We start from the raw sequence: 13,751 nt of genomic DNA, 5'->3' as shown, positions 1-13,751 counted from the left end.
CACACCGAACGGCACCCCCCGGAGTGAGGGCGGGATAAGCGACCGACATAATGTCGGTCGTGGCGACAGCAACGACAGTAGAAACCGGGCACGCGCACCCGTCGGTCAATCGACCGAACCTCGTCAGCGTAGGAACCATCATCTGGTTGAGTTCCGAGCTGATGTTCTTCGCGGCCCTCTTCGCGATGTACTTCACTCTGCGCTCGGTTACGGGTGCCGACTTCTGGTCATCCAAGGCCGACCTTCTGAACTTCCCGTTCTCGGCGACGAACACGACGGTCCTGGTGCTCTCCTCTCTCACCTGCCAGCTCGGCGTTTTCGCCGCCGAGCGCGGCGATGTGAAGAAGCTCCGCACCTGGTTCATCATCACGTTCATCATGGGTGCGATCTTCATCGGCGGTCAGGTGTACGAGTACACCGAGCTGGTCCAGCACGGGCTCTCCATCTCGTCGGACCCCTACGGCTCGGTCTTCTACCTGACCACCGGCTTCCACGGACTGCATGTGGCAGGCGGACTCATCGCCTTCCTGCTGGTCCTGGGCCGGACCTACGCGGCCAGGAGATTCACCCACGAGCAGGCGACCTCCGCCATCGTCGTGTCCTACTACTGGCATTTCGTCGATGTCGTCTGGATCGGCCTCTTCGCCACGATCTACATGATCAAGTAACGGGCACGGGCGATCCGCCCGAAGCAGACACAGTCCAGAAGCATCGACGCAGAAAATCCTGACACCGGGGTAATCCGTGAAAAAGCTCTCCGCACGACGACGCCATCCGCTGGCGGCGGTCGTCGTCCTACTCCTCGCGCTGGCGGCCACCGGGGGGCTGTACGCGGCGTTCGCGCCCGCGGACAAGGCACAGGCCGAAGAAACCTCCCAGTCCCTCGCCATCGAGGAGGGCAAGCAGCTCTACACCGTCGGGTGTGCCAGCTGCCACGGAACCGGCGGTGAGGGCACCACCGACGGTCCCTCCCTGGTCGGTGTCGGTTCGGCCGCTGTCGACTGCCAGGTCGGCACCGGACGTATGCCGGCCCAGCAGCCCGGCGCCCAGGTGCCGAAGAAGAAGAACATCTACTCCCAGGCCGAGATCGACCAGCTCGCGGCGTACGTCGCCTCGCTGGGCGCCGGTCCGATCACGCCGACGGAGGAGCAGTACAGCCCCAAGGGCGCGGACGTGGCCAACGGCGGTGATCTGTTCCGTACCAACTGCGCCCAGTGCCACAACTTCACCGGCAAGGGCGGCGCGCTGACCGAAGGCAAGTACGCGCCCACCCTTGTGGGCGTCAGCCCCAAGCATCTCTACGAGGCCATGCAGACCGGCCCGCAGAACATGCCCTCCTTCCCCGACGGCATCATGGGGGAGAAGGAGAAGCAGGACGTCATCGCGTACATCGAGACCATGAACGACCCCAAGAAGGCGGCGAACCCCGCCGGCTTCACGCTGGGCGGGCTCGGCCCGGTCACCGAAGGTCTCTTCGCCTGGGTCTTCGGTCTCGGAGCGCTGATCGCAGCCGCCGTCTGGGTCGCGGCCCACACCGCTAAGGCCAAGAAGTCATGAGTAGCCAAGACATTCCAGAAGAGAACCTGCCCGCAGAGCAGGGCGCCGCGCACGGCGCGGCAGGGCACGGCGGCACCGCCGTAGTCCAGCGCGTGGACGAAGATCCGTTCCACGACCCGGGACTGCCGGCCCATAAGCCGCGTATCCAGGACATCGACGAGCGAGCGGCCAAGCGGTCCGAGCGCACCGTCGCCCTCCTGTTCACGCTGTCGATGGCGGCCACCGTCGCCTTCATCGCGTGCTTCGTGGTCTTCCCGGTCGACAAGCTCGTCTACATCTGGCCCTTCGGCCGGGTGAGCGCGCTGAACTTCTCGCTGGGCTGGACGCTCGGCGCGGCCCTCTTCTTCATCGGCGCGGGCGCGGTCCACTGGGCCCGCACCCTGATGTCCGATGTGGAGGTCGCCGACGACCGTCACCCCATCGCCGCGTCGCCCGAGGTCAAGGCCAAGGTTCTGGCCGACCTCGCGGCGGGCAACGAGGAGTCCGGCTTCGGCCGTCGCAAGCTGGTCCGCAACACCATGTTCGGTGCGCTGGCGCTGGTCCCGCTGACCGGTGTGGTGCTGCTGCGCGACCTCGGGCCGCTGCCCGAGCGGAAGCTCCGCGAGACCCTGTGGGACAAGGGCAAGCAGCTCATCAACATGAACACGCATGAGCCGCTCCGCCCCGAGGACATCACGGTGGGTTCGCTCGTCTTCGCCATGCCCGAGGGCCTGAAGCACGACGACCACGACTTCCAGATCCAGATCGGCAAGGCCGCTCTGATGATCGTCCGCATTCAGCCGGAGGACATCAAGGACAAGCGCGAGCTGGAGTGGTCGCACGACGGCATCGTCGCCTTCTCGAAGATCTGCACCCATGTGGGCTGCCCGATCTCCCTGTACGAGCAGCAGACCCACCATGTGCTCTGCCCGTGCCATCAGTCCACCTTCGACCTCTCCGACGGGGCCCGGGTCATCTTCGGTCCCGCCGGCCACCCCCTTCCGCAGCTGCGGATCGGTGTGAACGCCGAAGGCAACCTCGAAGCGCTCGGCGACTTCGACGAGCCCGTCGGTGCGTCCTTCTGGGAGCGCGGATGAGTACTGCAACTGACACCAAGCGCGCTGAGCGCAACGCACCCGCCGGTGAGCGGGTAGCCGACTGGGCCGACGGCCGGCTGGGGATCTACACCCTGGCCAAGGCCAACATGCGGAAGATCTTCCCGGACCACTGGTCCTTCATGCTGGGTGAGATCTGCCTCTACAGCTTCATCATCATCATCCTCACGGGTGTGTATCTGACGCTGTTCTTCACCCCGTCGATGAACGAGATCGTCTACCACGGCCCCTACGTACCGCTTCAGGGCGTACGCATGTCGGAGGCGTTCGCCTCGACGATGGAGATCAGCTTCGAGGTCCGCGGCGGTCTGCTCATCCGGCAGATCCACCACTGGGCCGCGCTGATCTTCATCGCCGCGATGATGGTCCACATGATGCGCGTCTTCTTCACCGGCGCGTTCCGCAAGCCGCGTGAGGTCAACTGGCTCTTCGGCTTCCTGCTGCTCGTCCTCGGCATGTTCACCGGTTTCACCGGTTACTCGCTCCCGGACGACCTGCTCTCCGGCACCGGTGTCCGCTTCACCCAGGGCGCGATCCTCTCCGTGCCGATCGTCGGCACGTACATCTCGATGTTCCTGTTCGGCGGCGAGTTCCCCGGCCATGACTTCGTGGGCAGGTTCTACTCGATCCACATCCTGCTGCTGCCGGGCATCATGCTGGCGCTGCTGGTGGGCCATCTGATCCTCGTCGTGTACCACAAGCACACGCAGTACGCGGGTCCCGGCCGGACCGAGAAGAACGTCGTCGGCATGCCGCTGCTGCCGGTCTACATGGCGAAGGCGGGAGGCTTCTTCTTCCTGGTCTTCGGCATCATCACGGTGGTCGCCGCGATTGCCACGCTGAACCCGATCTGGTCGATCGGCCCCTACCGGGTCGATCAGGTGTCCACGGGCGCCCAGCCGGACTGGTACATGGGCTTCGCCGAGGGTCTGATCCGGGTGATGCCGGGCTGGGAGATCAACGCCTGGGGTCACACACTCGCCCTGGGTGTGTTCATCCCGCTGCTGATCTTCCCGCTGGTGCTGGGCGCGATCGCGGTCTACCCGTTCATCGAGTCCTGGGTCACCGGCGACAAGCGCGAGCACCACATCCTGGACCGCCCGCGGAACGCTCCGACGCGTACCGGCTTCGGTGTGGCCTGGCTGACGGCGTACTTCATCATGCTGATCGGCGGCGGCAACGACATCGTGGCCACGCACTTCAATCTGTCGATCAACGCGATCACCTGGTTCGTCCGGATCTTCTTCTTCGCCGGACCGGTTCTCGCCTTCATCATCACGAAGCGCATCTGCCTCGGGCTCCAGCGCCGCGACCGGGAGAAGGTGCTGCACGGACGCGAGTCCGGCATCATCAAGCGCCTGCCGCACGGTGAGTTCATCGAGGTCCATGAGCCGCTCAGCCAGGGCGATCTCTTCACCCTCACCTCGCACGAGCAGTACGAGCCCATCGAGGTGGGCCCGACCGTCGACGAGAACGGGGTCGAGCGGAAGGTCTCGCTCGTCAAGAAGACCCAGGCCAAGCTCAGCCAGGGCTTCTACGGCGAGGGGAACCAGATCCCCAAGCCGACCGCCGAGGAGTACAAGGAGATCACCAGCGGCCACGGCCACCACTGATCGCCTGAACTGATCGTCACGATCGCCACAGCGAGAGCCCCGTCCACTGCCTGGACGGGGCTCTTCGCTCTCTCCAGGGGCTGGATAGGGTAGGGAGCATCCCCTGTCGATTCTGTGGACCCCTGGAGCGGACCATGAACGTTGTGACCCCGGTTGGCGGCGACAGCGTGGCGGACCTCTCCTGGCCCGGCGTGCTGAACTCGCTGCTGGAGAACCGCGACCAGAGCGCGGACGCCACCGCGTGGGCGATGGACCGGATTCTCAGCGGCGCGGCGACCGACGCGCAGATCGCCGGGTTCGCGGTGGCCCTGCGCGCCAAGGGCGAGACCGTGGAGGAGATCTCCGGTCTGGTGCGGACGATGTACGCGCACGCCAAACTGATCGAGATCCCGGGGCCCAGCGTCGACATCGTCGGGACCGGCGGCGACGGCGCGAAGACGGTGAACATCTCCACGATGTCCGCGATCGTGGTCGCGGGCACCGGCGCGAAGGTCGTCAAGCACGGGAACCGGGCGGCGTCGAGCGCCTCGGGAGCCTCGGATGTGCTGGAGAAGCTCGGGGTGAATCTGGAGCTGACCCCCCAGCGGGTGGCCGAGGTCGCCGGGGAGGCGGGGATCACCTTCTGCTTCGCGGTGAAGTTCCACCCGGCGCTGCGGCATGTGGCGGCGGCCCGCAAGGAGCTCGGAATCCGTACGACGTTCAACTTCCTGGGGCCGCTGACCAACCCGGCCCGGGTGACCGCGCAGGCCACCGGCGTCGCGGACGCCCGGATGGCGCCGATCCTGGCCGGGGTGCTGGCCGAGCGCGGCTCGTCGGCGCTGGTGTTCCGGGGGGACGACGGCCTGGACGAGCTGACGACCACGGCGACCTCGCGGGTCTGGGTGGTACGGGACGGCTCGGTGCGCGAGGAGTCCTTCGACCCCCGTGACATCGGCATCGACCTGGTCCCGGTGGAGGCCCTGCGGGGCGCGGACGCCTCCTACAACGCCGATGTGGCCCGCCGGCTGCTGCTGGGCGAGACGGGGCCGGTGCGGGACGCGGTCCTGCTGAACTCGGCGGCGGCGCTGGTGGCGCTCGCCCCGTCCGGCGGCTCGCTCAACGACCAGCTGTCGGCGGCGATGGTCCGGGCGGCGGAGTCGATCGACTCGGGCGCGGCGAAGGCGGCCCTGGACCGCTGGGTGACGGCGACCCACGCCGGGTGACCTCCCCCGGGGAGCCGTAGGCCGGGTGACCTCCCCCGGGGAGCCGTACGTCAGGTGACCTCCCCCGGGGAGCCCTGCTCCCGGAGACGCCCCGGGGAGTCGTGCTCCCCGGGGCGTCCCCGTATATGGGTGTCCCCGTATATCGGCATGCGGGACGAGGTTGCGCCGCCACGATCCGTTGGCATACGGTCTCGTCAGGTCATGAGCGACAGCGACTACGGCCCCGGCCCGCTGTCCGGCAACCCTCCGTCCGTGGCGGGGTGCCCCGGGTGAAGACCAGGCCGTGGGCAGCGAGGTCCGCGGCAAGCGCGGACCCCTGCGAACCCTGGGGTCCTGGTCCTCAAGGGAGCAGTCTCGTGAGCAAGCGAATGCGCTAGGGCATACCGCCCCTTCTTCGGCACACCCTCCACACGGCACACCGCCGTGTGCTCTGAGGCACCCCCCGTACACCGCACCGCCGTCGCGCGTACCCGGTTACGGGCCCATGAAGCCATTCCGCCTGTCCCGCCGGGAGATACCGCCATGTCCGCACGCCCGAACACCGCCGTCGACACCGCCGTCCGCGCCCCCCTCCCCGTCCTCGGCCGCGATGTGACCGTCCCCCTCGTCACCGGCGGCGAAGTCAGCTACGCCGCCCTCGACTACGCCGCCAGCGCCCCCGCCCTCCAGCGGGTCTGGGACGATATCGCCGCCTACGCCCCGTACTACGGCAGCGTCCACCGCGGCGCGGGCTATCTCTCCCAGCTCTCCACCGACCTCTTCGAGAACAGCCGCGACACCGTCGCCGGGTTCCTCGGCTGCCGCGACGGCGACCAGGTCGTCTTCACCCGCTCCACCACCGACTCCCTCAACCTCCTCGCCGCAGCCCTCCCCGCCGGCTGTCAGGTCTTCGTCTTCGAGACCGAGCACCACGCCTCCCTGCTGCCGTGGCGGGAGGCCCGGGTGACCTATCTCAACGCCCCCCGCACCCCCGCCGAGGCGGTCGACACCCTGGAGCGCGCGCTCGCCGACCGCGACCCCTACGGGCCGGCGCTGGTCTGTGTGACGGGGGCGTCCAATGTCACCGGCGAGATCTGGCCGGTGCGGGAGCTCGCCGCCGCGGCGCACGCCCACGGCGCGCGGATCGTCCTCGACGCGGCCCAGCTCGCCCCCCACCACCCCGTCTCCGTCACCGAGCTGGACGTCGACTGGATCGCGTTCTCCGGGCACAAGCTGTACGCGCCCTTCGGCTCGGGCGTGCTCGCGGGCCGCGCCGACTGGCTCCAGGACGCGGCGCCCTATCTCGCGGGCGGCGGCGCCTCCCGCACGGTCGCCCGCCGCGCCGACGGGGGAGTGGACGTCGACTGGCACACCACCGCCGCCCGCCATGAGGCCGGTTCCCCCAATGTCATCGGCGTCTACGCCATCGCCGCCGCCTGCAAGGCCCTCACCGAGGCCGGCTTCGACAGCCTGGTCGCCCGCGAGCAGTCCCTGGTCGCGGCCGTCCGCGCAGGCCTCGCCGAGGTGCCCGAGGTGAAGGTGCTCTCGCTCTTCGGGGACGACGCCCCCCGCGTCGGAGTGATCTCCTTCGTGGTGGAGGGCTGGAACAGCTCCCACTTCGCCGCCGCCCTCTCCGCCGAGTACGGCATCGGCGTACGCGACGGCCTCTTCTGCGCCCACCCGCTGGTGCGCACCCTGCTCGGCAGCGACCCGCAGGACCCGGGCGAGTGCGGGGCCCCCGACGCCGAGCCGGACGCGCAGGGGAAGTCCCTCAACGCCATCCGGGTCAGCTTCGGGGCCGGCACTCCCGACGAGCATGTGGAGCGGTTCGTCCGCGCCGTGCGGGAACTGGTCGCCCAGGGCGCCCGGTGGAACTACCGCACCGAGGACGGCCGCTGCGTCCCGGACACCGCCTCCGCGTGAACTGGTAGCCGGGTCCCGATCAGAATCATCCGCAGGGCGCGCTCGGTGGCGTCGGCGAGGATTCACCGCCCCGGCCGAGCGCCTCCGTGAGACCGACCGGCGCGGGCAGGATCGAGCTGTACGCGTCCACGCCGACGGCGCGCACCTGGTGCGCGCCCTCGCCGATCGTGCCCGCGAGGGCGAGCACCTCGCGCCCGTACAGCTTGGCCCGCCGCGCCACCTCGGCGGGCACCTTGCCGCGCGGGGTCTGGTGGTCCAGCGCCCCCTCCGCGGTGATCACCAGATCGGCGCGGGCCAGCCGGGCGTCCAGGTCCAGATGGTCGAGGAGCACGTCGAACCGGGGCAGCAGCTGGGCGCCGAGGGCCGCGAGCCCCGCGCCCAGACCGCCGGAGGCGCCGGTGCCGGAGCCGTGGAACAGATCGGCGCGGACGGACAGATCGCGGGTGAGGACGGTCGCCCAGTGCTCAAGACCCGCGGCGAGCTGCTCCACCTGCGCGGGGGTCGCGCCCTTCTGCGGGCCGAAGACCCGGGCGACCCCGCGCTCCCCGCAGAGCACATTGAACGGATTGCAGGCGACCCGGATCTCGGTGGCGGCCAGCCGGGGGTCGAGCCCGGCGGCGTCGACACGGGCCAGCCGGGACAGCTCCCGCCCGCCGGGCGGCAGTTCCCGGCCGTCCGCGTCGAGCAGCCGCGCGCCCAGCGCCTGGAGCGCGCCCGCGCCGCCGTCCGAAGTGCCGGAGTCGCCGCAGCCGACGAGGATCCGGCGGGCCCCGGTGTCCAGCGCGGCCCGGATCAGCTCGCCGACGCCATAGGTGGTGGTCGCGCCCGGGTCGCGCAGATCGCGCGGCACCAGGGAGAGCCCGGCGACCGCGGCCATCTCCACGACGGCCGTCTCCTCCCGGTCGCCCAGCAGCGCGAAGTGGCTGCCGATCGGCTCGCCGGTGGGCCCGGTGGCCCGGAGCCGCACCAGCCGCCCGCCGGACGAGGTGGCCAGCGCCTGCGCCGTGCCCTCGCCGCCGTCCACCAGGGGGATGAGGTCGATCTCCGCGTCCGGCACCGCCCTGAGCACCCCTTCGGCGATGGCCTCCGCGGCGGACTGCGCGGACAGGGATTCCTTGAAGCCGCTCGGGGCGACGGCGAAACGGGTCAGCATCGTTGTGAACTCCAGACGGGAGGGAGGGTCGGGGCGCCGGTGCACGGGCGTGCCCCGGGGGCGTCAGCGGACGGGCACGCCGAGCAGCGGCCAGACGGCGACGGCGAAGAGCAGGACGAGCGCGGCGGTCATCGGGGCCAGTACGGCCGACATCCGCAGCAGATCGCGCGGGGTGTAGGTCGGGGTGCCGGGGATGTCGGCGAAGAGGGTGACGGGTTTCGCCGAGGCGGGCAGGGTGTGGCAGAAGCCCGCGGCGGCGGTGGAGGCGAGGGCCGCCGCGACCGGGTTGACCCCGGCGCCGACCGCCGCCGCCACGACCAGCGGCACCAGCACCGACGACCGCGCGGAGCGCGACTGCAGTATCAGATGCGCCATGGTGGAGACCGCGATCACCACGGTCAGGAAGAGCCACGGCGGCAGATCCAGCGGGATGCCGCCCACCAGGTACTCCGCCGCTCCGGAGTCGGCCAGCGCCACGCCCATCGCCATCGTCGCCGCCATGAAGAGCAGCAGCGACCACGGCACGGTCTTGAGGGCGTCCTTGAGCCGTACGGTGCCCAGCGCCGGGGAGGCCGCCACTATGGCGCCGATCAGGGCGACCACGGCCGGCGGCACCCGGTGCAGCGGTTCGCTGCACCAGAGGGCGACCACGGTCGCCAGCAGCAGGGCGCAGCGGGTCTCGGCGGGCTCCCAGGGCCCGGTGACGGGCTTGTCGCTGTGCTCCTGGATCTGTTCGGCGGTGATGTGGACGGGGCCCCGGCGGTCTTCGCGGCCGGTGGTGGTGAACAGCACCACCTCGGCCGCGAGATGGGAGGAGACCACCGCCAGCGGCAGCCCGATCATCAGCCATTCGGTGAAGCCGATGCGCTCCCCGGCCGCCTCCCACAGCACCGACACGGTGATCAGATGCGCGCCCGCGCCGATCAGCGTGGCGACCGCGGAGAGCAGGATGACGGTGGGGAAGAGCAGCGCCAGCATGACCACGAGCTTCTTGCGGTCGGAGAGCGCCTTCGCCAGTGCGAGGAAGACGGGCATGGCGAGCGCGGCCCGGCCGGAGGTGGCCGGGACCGCGAACGCCGTGACGACCAGGGCGGCGGTGGTCAGATGGACCAGCTGCCGCACGGTGCGGGCGCCGCCGACCAGAAAGGCGGCGGCCCGCCCGGCGAGCCCGGTCCTGGCCACCGCGGCGGCCAGGATGAAGGCGCAGATCAGCAGCCAGACCGTGTCGTCGCCGAGGGTGCCGAACAGTTCATCGCTGCTGATCACACCGGTCGCGGTGAGAGCGAGCCCCGCGCCCAGGGCGATATAGGTGTCGTCGATCGGTGTGCCGATCCAGGCGCAGGTGGCGATGGCGAAGACGGCGAGGGTGATGCGGGCGTCGCCGCTGAGCCCCGGGAAGTTGCCCGGGACGATCAGCAGCGCGCAGATGCTCAGGGCCACGCACAGGGTCGCCGCTTGGCGCAGGTTCAAGGTCACATGAGAAAGGGTTCACCCGGGCGGTGAGCGCTCCATGAGCCCTTCATGAAAGGAACTTCACACGAGGAGCCCCATTCGGCCCAGCCGTTACCCGGGCAGCCGACAGCCCATGCCCCATTCGGCCCAGCCGTCACTCGGGCAGCCGATAGCCCATGCCCCGTACGGTCTCCACCCGGGCCGCGCCCAGCTTCTTCCGCAGGGCGCGGACATAGACGTCCACGATGTTGGAGCCCGGGTCGAAGTCGTATCCCCAGACATGGGACAGGATCTGCTCCCGGGAGAGCACCTGCCCCGGGTGGCGGAGGAACAGCTCCAGCAGGACGAACTCACGTGCGGTCAGATCGACGGTCCGCTCGCCCGAACGGGCCCTGCGGGTGCGCAGATCCAGTGTCAGCTCCCCGCTGCGCAGTACGGTCACCTCGGGCGCCCTGGCCGCCGTGCGCAGCCGCAGCCGCACCCGCGCCAGCAGCTCCTCGAAGCGGAAGGGCTTGGTCATCCAGTCGTCCGCGCCGCCTTCCAGCCCGGCCACCGTGTCCCGTACGGAGTCCCGCGCGGTCAGGATGATGACCGGGACCGAGATCCGGGCCTCGCGCAGCTGGCGCAGCACGGTGAAGCCGTCCTTGCCGGGCAGTCCGATGTCCAGCACGATCAGATCGAAGCCGCCGGTGACGGCGTAGTCGTAGGCCGCTTCGCCGTCGCCGACGACGGTGGTGGTGAAGCCGTTGGCGCGCAGTCCCTTCTCCACGAAGGAGGCGATGCGTTCCTCGTCCTCGACGATGAGTATCCGGTTCACAGGTTCGCTTCTCTCTCCAGTACGAGAACGAAGGTGGCGCCGCCGCCCTCGGTGGTGCGGAGCTCGACGTGCCCGCCGTGTCCTTCGGCTATGGCCTTGACGATGGCGAGCCCGAGTCCCGCGCCGGTGGCGCGGGATCCGCGCCGGGCGGTGCCGCGCCGGAACCGTTCGAAGATCACATCGGCGTCCTGCGGCTGTACTCCGGGGCCGCTGTCGGCGACGAACAGTTCGATCCGGTCGTCGTGGCTGCGCGAGCCGATGGCGACCCGCTGGCCGGGGATGGTGTGCTGGACGGCGTTCTGGGCGAGCTGGACCATCGCCTGGGTGATCCGCTGGGCGTCGAGGCGGACCTCGGCGTCGACGGCCCCGGCGAAGGTCCAGTCCCGTTCGCCGAGCGCCCGCGCCTTGACGAAGACGTCGGCGGTGAGCTCGCCGAGCTGCACCGGCTCCGGGGCGACGAAGTCGGGCCGCTCGGCCTTGGCGAGGAGCAGCAGGTCTTCGACGATCCGGCTCATCCGGTCCAGTTCCTCCATCACGATCCGGACGGTCTCCTCCCGTTCGCCCGGGTCGTCGCCCATCAGCTCCAGATGGCCGCGGACGATGGTGATGGGGGTGCGCAGTTCGTGTCCGGCGTCGTCCACGAATTCGCGCTGGGCGGCGAAGGCACGTTCCAGCCGGTCGAGCATGGCGTTGAAGGTCTCGGCGAGCGCGGCTATGTCGTCGCGGCCCTCGACCGGGATACGCCGGGTCAGATCCTGCCCGGTGAGCTGTGCGGCGGTGGTGCGCACCAGCCGTACGGGCTGGAGGATGCGCCCGGCCACCGCCCAGCCGATGCCCGTCGTCATCAGCAGCGCGACGCCGGAGATGGCGAGCAGCATGGTGAAGACGTCGTTGGCCTTGTCCTGTTCGCCCTCCGGGTGGATGGCGACGACGAAGGCGGCCGGCGGATGGCCGGGTGCGGATTCGATGGTCACCTTCGCCCAGCGGACCTCGCCCTGCGGCCGGTCCAGCGTGCCGGTGGGGTGGGGGGAGTCGAAGACCGTCTGGAGCGAGGGGACGTCCTGGGCGAGGGTGCGGTAGGGACGGTCCTCCCGCTCCTGGACCAGCCGGTGCAGCGGGTCGCCCGGCTGCTGGCTCAGCCCGAGCAGCTCTTCGTCCGGGTCGGCGTGCTGCCGTACCAGAAAGAGCCTGAGCAGCGGTTGGGGGTCGGTGAACTTCTCGCCGTTCTCGGGGTTGACGCCCTGCTCGACGAAGTTGGCGAACTCGGCGGTCTCCTGGACCAGCAGCCCGTTGATCCGGTGGTCCACATCGCGCAGCAGCACGGAGCGGGTGGCGGCGGCGACGGCGACGAGGGCCACCGCCATGACGAGCAGCAGCCAGAGCATGATGCGCAGCCGTGCGGAGACCCACCGGCGTACGGGGTCGGCCGTCGTCACGTCAGTCGTCGCCGCCGGGGCCGTCGTCGCCCTGTCCTCCGTCGTCTCCTCCGTCGTCGTCGTCATCGCCGCCGCCGCTGGGCGGGTTCTCGCGCACCGGCGGCCGGGACACGGTCTCCTCCACCGGCGGCGGGGTGTCCGCCTTCGGCGAGGACGGGGTGACGGTCTCCTCGCCGGTGGAGGGCTGGGCGGGCGAGTCCGGAGACGAGTCCGGGGAGGAGCCCGGCTGCGGGGAGCCGGAGTCGCCCGCGGGGCTGCTCGTCGGCAGCTCCACCTTCGGCGGGACCTTGCGGTCGTCGGGGCTGTCGGTGAGGGCGTAACTGGTCACCGCGATACCCAGAGGGATCGCGACGACCGCGGCCAGGGCCGCTATGCGGTGGGAGAAGACCATGAGTTCGATAGTGACCAGGTCAGCGGTGATGCCGGATGAGACGAAGATGAAGAAGTCCTCATCTTCGGGCCCTCATCTTGGACTGTTGTGGATCAGGAATCCAGCCCAATCGCGAACGCCGCCTCCAGATCGTGCTGCGAGTAGGTGCGGAAGGCCACATGGGTGTCTGTCGCCTCCACCCCCTCGATCTTGCTGATACGGCCCGGGATCACATCGGCCAGATCGTCGTGCCGGGCCACCCGGACCATCGCGATCAGGTCGTAGGTGCCGGTGACGGAGAAGACCTCGCTGACGCTCTCCAGCGACGCGATGGACTCGGCGATCTCGGGAATGCGGTCCACACTGGTCTTGATGAGCACGATCGCGGTGATCACGGCTGGCTTTCTCCCTCGGTGGCCGCTGGCTGGGCCTTCACTCTAGCCGTACGGTGAAAACGCCCCCAGGCGTAGAGGAATCCGGCGGCGAACCCCACCAGATGCGCCAGATACGCCACCCCCGGGCCGCCCTGCCCCGCCCCCGACGCCGCCAGCCACTGGAGGGCGAACCAGAAGATCAGCACGATCCAGGCGGGGAAGCGCAGCGGCAGAAAGAAGAGGAAGGGGAAGAGACTGGTGACCCTGGCCCTGGGGAAGAGAAAGAGAAATGCGCCGAGCACCCCCGAGATCGCGCCCGAGGCTCCTACCAGGGTCTGGTCGGATCCGGCGTTGGCGACCGCGAAGGCCGCCAGGGCCACATACCCCGTGGCCGTATAGAAGAGGATGAACTCCAACCGGCCCAGACGCTCCTCGGCCATCGCCCCGAAGACATAGAGAAAGAGCATGTTGCCGAGCAGATGCAGCCAGTTCCCATGGACGAAGAGCGCGGTGAACGGGGTCGTCAGGGTGTCCGGGTCGCCGCTCGTCAGTTCGGCCGGGATCACCCCCCACCGCTCGAAGTACGCGCTCTGCGCGGCGAGCAGCGCGTCCCCGGTCCCGTATCCCGGATTCAGCCCCGAGACCGGGCTGACCAGGAAGACCGCGCAGCATACGGAGATCACTCCATAGGTGAGGGCGGGCCCCGTCGTCGCACCCCGGACCGCGCCCGCTGCCACGCTCCGCCAATCGACCATGGGCAGATGATGACGTAGCGGGATGG

Annotated in this window: 12 protein-coding genes, 1 pseudogene and 1 riboswitch; of the genes and pseudogenes, 6 read left to right on the top strand and 7 right to left on the bottom strand. The window is 69.8% G+C overall.

The window, feature by feature from the left end:
* The first annotated feature begins 50 nt into the window (after positions 1 to 50).
* The 6 genes from ctaE to FF041_RS12405 all read left to right on the top strand — a co-directional run bounded on the left by ctaE (position 51) and on the right by FF041_RS12405 (position 7,368).
* Complete coding sequence (gene ctaE, locus FF041_RS12430; protein WP_153486704.1) at positions 51 to 668, top strand: aa3-type cytochrome oxidase subunit III; 618 nt, start codon at positions 51 to 53, stop codon at positions 666 to 668.
* Positions 669 to 744: 76 nt separating this feature from the next.
* Positions 745 to 1,557 carry a cytochrome bc1 complex diheme cytochrome c subunit gene (qcrC, locus tag FF041_RS12425; RefSeq protein WP_323391788.1) on the top strand — a complete coding sequence of 271 codons (813 nt, stop codon included), beginning with the start codon at positions 745 to 747 and terminating at the stop codon, positions 1,555 to 1,557.
* Positions 1,554 to 2,633, top strand: a complete 1,080-nt coding sequence (qcrA, locus tag FF041_RS12420; protein WP_153522883.1) for a cytochrome bc1 complex Rieske iron-sulfur subunit — start codon at positions 1,554 to 1,556, stop codon at positions 2,631 to 2,633. The genes qcrC and qcrA overlap by 4 nt, the downstream gene beginning before the upstream one ends.
* A complete protein-coding gene (gene qcrB, locus FF041_RS12415) occupies positions 2,630 to 4,264 on the top strand; it encodes a cytochrome bc1 complex cytochrome b subunit (RefSeq protein WP_153522882.1) in 1,635 nt (544 codons plus the stop codon). Before qcrA ends, qcrB begins: the two co-directional genes overlap by 4 nt.
* A 134-nt stretch (positions 4,265 to 4,398) precedes the next feature.
* Positions 4,399 to 5,466, top strand: a complete 1,068-nt coding sequence (trpD, locus tag FF041_RS12410; protein ID WP_153522881.1) for an anthranilate phosphoribosyltransferase — start codon at positions 4,399 to 4,401, stop codon at positions 5,464 to 5,466.
* Between the two features lie 197 nt (positions 5,467 to 5,663).
* Positions 5,664 to 5,781, top strand: a riboswitch (SAM riboswitch).
* 207 nt (positions 5,782 to 5,988) lie between these two features.
* Positions 5,989 to 7,368, top strand: a complete 1,380-nt coding sequence (locus FF041_RS12405; RefSeq protein WP_153522880.1) for an aminotransferase class V-fold PLP-dependent enzyme — start codon at positions 5,989 to 5,991, stop codon at positions 7,366 to 7,368.
* On the opposite strand, the pseudogene FF041_RS12400 reads toward FF041_RS12405, so the two are convergent.
* The 7 genes and pseudogenes from FF041_RS12400 to FF041_RS12370 form a co-directional block, all read right to left on the bottom strand.
* Positions 7,320 to 8,521 (bottom strand): annotated as a pseudogene (locus tag FF041_RS12400) (glycerate kinase family protein). The gene FF041_RS12405 and the pseudogene FF041_RS12400 sit on opposite strands and share 49 nt — an antisense overlap.
* Positions 8,522 to 8,584: 63 nt before the next feature.
* Positions 8,585 to 9,997 carry an SLC13 family permease gene (locus FF041_RS12395; protein WP_323391785.1) on the bottom strand — a complete coding sequence of 471 codons (1,413 nt, stop codon included), beginning with the start codon at positions 9,995 to 9,997 and terminating at the stop codon, positions 8,585 to 8,587.
* A 130-nt stretch (positions 9,998 to 10,127) separates the two neighbouring features.
* Positions 10,128 to 10,790 carry a response regulator transcription factor gene (locus FF041_RS12390; protein ID WP_323372331.1) on the bottom strand — a complete coding sequence of 221 codons (663 nt, stop codon included), beginning with the start codon at positions 10,788 to 10,790 and terminating at the stop codon, positions 10,128 to 10,130.
* Positions 10,787 to 12,292, bottom strand: coding sequence for a sensor histidine kinase (locus FF041_RS12385; protein WP_153522879.1), 1,506 nt, complete (start codon positions 12,290 to 12,292; stop codon positions 10,787 to 10,789). The genes FF041_RS12390 and FF041_RS12385 overlap by 4 nt, the downstream gene beginning before the upstream one ends.
* Positions 12,228 to 12,617, bottom strand: a complete 390-nt coding sequence (locus FF041_RS12380) for a hypothetical protein (RefSeq protein ID WP_153522878.1) — start codon at positions 12,615 to 12,617, stop codon at positions 12,228 to 12,230. The genes FF041_RS12385 and FF041_RS12380 overlap by 65 nt, the downstream gene beginning before the upstream one ends.
* A gap of 92 nt (positions 12,618 to 12,709) precedes the next feature.
* Positions 12,710 to 12,991: an Lrp/AsnC family transcriptional regulator gene (locus FF041_RS12375; protein ID WP_323391783.1), complete on the bottom strand. Its 282-nt coding sequence runs from the start codon at positions 12,989 to 12,991 to the stop codon at positions 12,710 to 12,712.
* The gene (locus FF041_RS12370) at positions 12,988 to 13,725 is read right to left on the bottom strand and encodes a rhomboid family intramembrane serine protease (RefSeq protein ID WP_153522877.1); all 738 of its coding nucleotides are present in this window, start codon (positions 13,723 to 13,725) and stop codon (positions 12,988 to 12,990) included. Before FF041_RS12370 ends, FF041_RS12375 begins: the two co-directional genes overlap by 4 nt.
* Positions 13,726 to 13,751: the final 26 nt, after the last annotated feature.

Source organism: Streptomyces jumonjinensis (assembly GCF_009600885.1).
Classification (GTDB): domain Bacteria; phylum Actinomycetota; class Actinomycetes; order Streptomycetales; family Streptomycetaceae; genus Streptomyces; species Streptomyces jumonjinensis.
Note: the sequence above shows the minus strand (reverse complement) of the source record. Positions and strands in the feature narration are given on the sequence as shown.

Bases quoted from the DNA above. Each gene is read 5' to 3' on its own strand.
- ctaE (WP_153486704.1), top strand. From the start codon at position 51: ATGTCGGTCGTGGCGACAGCAACGACAGTAGAAACCGGGCACGCGCAC.
- qcrA (WP_153522883.1), top strand. From the start codon at position 1,554: ATGAGTAGCCAAGACATTCCAGAAGAGAACCTGCCCGCAGAGCAGGGC.
- qcrB (WP_153522882.1), top strand. From the start codon at position 2,630: ATGAGTACTGCAACTGACACCAAGCGCGCTGAGCGCAACGCACCCGCC.
- trpD (WP_153522881.1), top strand. From the start codon at position 4,399: ATGAACGTTGTGACCCCGGTTGGCGGCGACAGCGTGGCGGACCTCTCC.
- FF041_RS12405 (WP_153522880.1), top strand. From the start codon at position 5,989: ATGTCCGCACGCCCGAACACCGCCGTCGACACCGCCGTCCGCGCCCCC.
- FF041_RS12385 (WP_153522879.1), bottom strand. From the start codon at position 12,292: ATGACGACGACGACGGAGGAGACGACGGAGGACAGGGCGACGACGGCC.
- FF041_RS12380 (WP_153522878.1), bottom strand. From the start codon at position 12,617: ATGGTCTTCTCCCACCGCATAGCGGCCCTGGCCGCGGTCGTCGCGATC.
- FF041_RS12370 (WP_153522877.1), bottom strand. From the start codon at position 13,725: ATGGTCGATTGGCGGAGCGTGGCAGCGGGCGCGGTCCGGGGTGCGACG.